This is a genomic window from Limosilactobacillus sp. (assembly GCF_051873075.1).
Classification (GTDB): Bacteria; Bacillota; Bacilli; order Lactobacillales; family Lactobacillaceae; genus Limosilactobacillus.
Genome location: NZ_JBJEEM010000082.1, coordinates 21,665 through 24,116, shown reverse-complemented (window position 1 = coordinate 24,116; position 2,452 = coordinate 21,665). Strand labels below are relative to the sequence as shown.

Annotated in this window: 3 protein-coding genes and 1 CRISPR repeat array; all 3 genes read left to right on the top strand. The window is 33.7% G+C overall.

What is annotated here, in order from left to right:
* Positions 1-204: 204 nt before the first annotated feature.
* Genes cas1 through csn2 form a run of 3 tightly spaced genes read left to right on the top strand, consistent with a single transcriptional unit; the run spans position 205 to position 2,064 of the window.
* Positions 205-1,113, top strand: a complete 909-nt coding sequence (gene cas1 / locus ACI31J_RS08375) for a type II CRISPR-associated endonuclease Cas1 (protein WP_439773960.1) — start codon at positions 205-207, stop codon at positions 1,111-1,113.
* Complete coding sequence (gene cas2 / locus ACI31J_RS08370) at positions 1,091-1,396, top strand: CRISPR-associated endonuclease Cas2 (protein ID WP_439773959.1); 306 nt, start codon at positions 1,091-1,093, stop codon at positions 1,394-1,396. The genes cas1 and cas2 overlap by 23 nt, the downstream gene beginning before the upstream one ends.
* Positions 1,393-2,064 carry a type II-A CRISPR-associated protein Csn2 gene (csn2, locus tag ACI31J_RS08365; protein WP_439773958.1) on the top strand — a complete coding sequence of 224 codons (672 nt, stop codon included), beginning with the start codon at positions 1,393-1,395 and terminating at the stop codon, positions 2,062-2,064. Before cas2 ends, csn2 begins: the two co-directional genes overlap by 4 nt.
* A 27-nt stretch (positions 2,065-2,091) precedes the next feature.
* Positions 2,092-2,392: a CRISPR direct-repeat array (repeat unit 37 nt; unit sequence CGTTTTAGATGTACTTCAGATCAATGATGTTTAGAAC).
* Positions 2,393-2,452 lie beyond the last annotated feature (60 nt).

Below are 2,452 nucleotides of genomic sequence, written 5' to 3'. Positions count from 1 at the left end.
TCAATTTCCGAATGGATCTTCTTAATTTAGGGACTTATGTCACAGCCCCTTTTGTATGTGGTCAGATAACTGACTCATAAATTGAAACTTCTGTACTTAAGAAAGTACTGTTTGATTTTAACTCTGTACTTCAGATCAATGATGTTTAAAAGTTGGTAGCTAACCAACAACTATATTTTAACAAATAGAAAAGAGGATGACAAGATGGGATGGCGTTCAATTATTGTTAGTCAGCATGCAAAGTTATCGTATACATCGCATTTGATGGTTGTTCAGACTAAGGATGGAATAAATCAAGTACCGATAGATGATGTTCAGTTACTATTGATCTCAACAACGCAGGCCGTTGTTACCACAGCATTGCTAAATGAGCTTGCTCGGCGAAATGCTAAGGTAGTCTTTGTGAATAAAAATATGCAGCCCAGTTGTGAACTTGTAAATAATTATCCTAATAATAGAACTCTTGACTTATTGCAAGGGCAATTCAAATGGGAAAAGCAGAGAAAGGAGGTGCTATGGACGAAAATTATATACGAAAAGATAAGTAATCAAATGCAGGTGCTGGACATTTATGGTCATAAGATAGCCGGAATAAGGGATGAGCTTGCTCAACTTGAAATGAATGATATAAGTAATCGAGAAGCGGTAGTCGCAAGGAAATATTTTCCCTTATTGTTTGAAGATCGTAAATTTAGCAGGCGGACAGGGAAAGCAGTTAATGCTGCCTTGGATTATGGATATTCAATTCTATTGTCAATGGTTAACCGTGAAATTGTGGAGCGTGGTTACCTAACGTATTTAGGAATTCACCACCGTAGTAATGAAAATCAATTTAATCTAGGTTCTGATTTAATGGAGCCATTTCGTCCAATGATTGATTATTGGGTAGCTAACCAGAATTTTACGGAGTTAACCCCTGACGTAAAATACGGGCTGGTGGATGCATTAAACATTGAAATAATTTATTGTGGTCAGCATATGTTGTTAAGAAATGCAATTGATAAATACGTTGGTGACTGTTTACGGTATTTAGATGGAGCAATAAAGAATATAGACATGAAAATGGAGTTAAATCATGAGGTACCAAATAATGCGCTTATTAATCATGTTTGATTTACCTGTTGAAACAAGCAAACAGCGGAAGGCATATCGAAGATTTCGAAAGGATTTAATCAATGAGGGATTTACGATGATTCAGTATTCAGTTTATGTTAGAGTGTGCGTCAATCGTAAATCAGCACAATTTATTGAAAATAGGATTAGTGAATTTCTTCCAGAAGCAGGTATTATACAATCTTTAATGCTGACTGAAAAACAGTATAATGACATGCATTTTCTTTTGGGGAAAGAGAAAATAGACGTTAGAAATTTTTCAGGAAGAACGGTGGTCTTATGATTTTATCCTACAAGGGGCATAAAGCTGTTAGTATAAATCCAGGCAAAGTTACAGTTATTGGAACTGATAATCCAACAGTTTTTACCGAAATTCTAAATGGTTTGCAGGGGTGCAATGATTTTTTAACGCTAGTTGATGATTCATATAACCAGCTCGAAATAGATAAGTTTATAGACTTGGATAGTGAGCAGTTTCTAACATATGAATTATATGAGAAGTATAGCAAGAAAATCATTTCGTCTTTGGTAAAAAATATTCCTTTTGATAGTCAGAGTAAAATTAATAACGAGGTACGAAAATTATATTCGACTATTCAAGAAGCATTGTTTATGACAGATTTACCGATTGAGATCGATTATGATGGTGATTTAAAAAGATTGTTAAACTATTGTCATCCAAAGGAATCATTGATAGATAAGACTAGTCCGTATGATATAATTGTTAATGATTTGAAAATACATTTGGAATGTAATTTAAAGAGTATTACTTGTTTTAGTAATGTAGCTAGTTATCTAAGGCAAGAAGATTTCTGTGAACTTCTATCTGAAGTTCAATTATTGAATATCTCTCTTTTATTAGTAGAATTCACAGAAAAGTCTAAAAGGCAGTTCTATAAGAATGCTGATTTATTGTTTATAGATCAGGACTTTGTTGATTGGAAACTCTAAAACTATTTTTAATTATGAGATTTCAATGGTTTTAGATGTACTTCAGATCAATGATGTTTAGAACAAGACGGTTAAGGAAGAACTCACTGACTACGTTTTAGATGTACTTCAGATCAATGATGTTTAGAACAATGATTACAACATGTACCACCGCTGGTTCGTTTTAGATGTACTTCAGATCAATGATGTTTAGAACGTTCCGGAAACATCAGTTACCATCTTGATCGTTTTAGATGTACTTCAGATCAATGATGTTTAGAACTGGTCGAATCGACTCTTAAATATGTTTACCGTTTTAGATGTACTTCAGATCAATGATGTTTAGAACCTTCAAGGACACTCCCATAACCAAAAGGTAGTTTTAGATGTACTTCAGATCAATGATGTT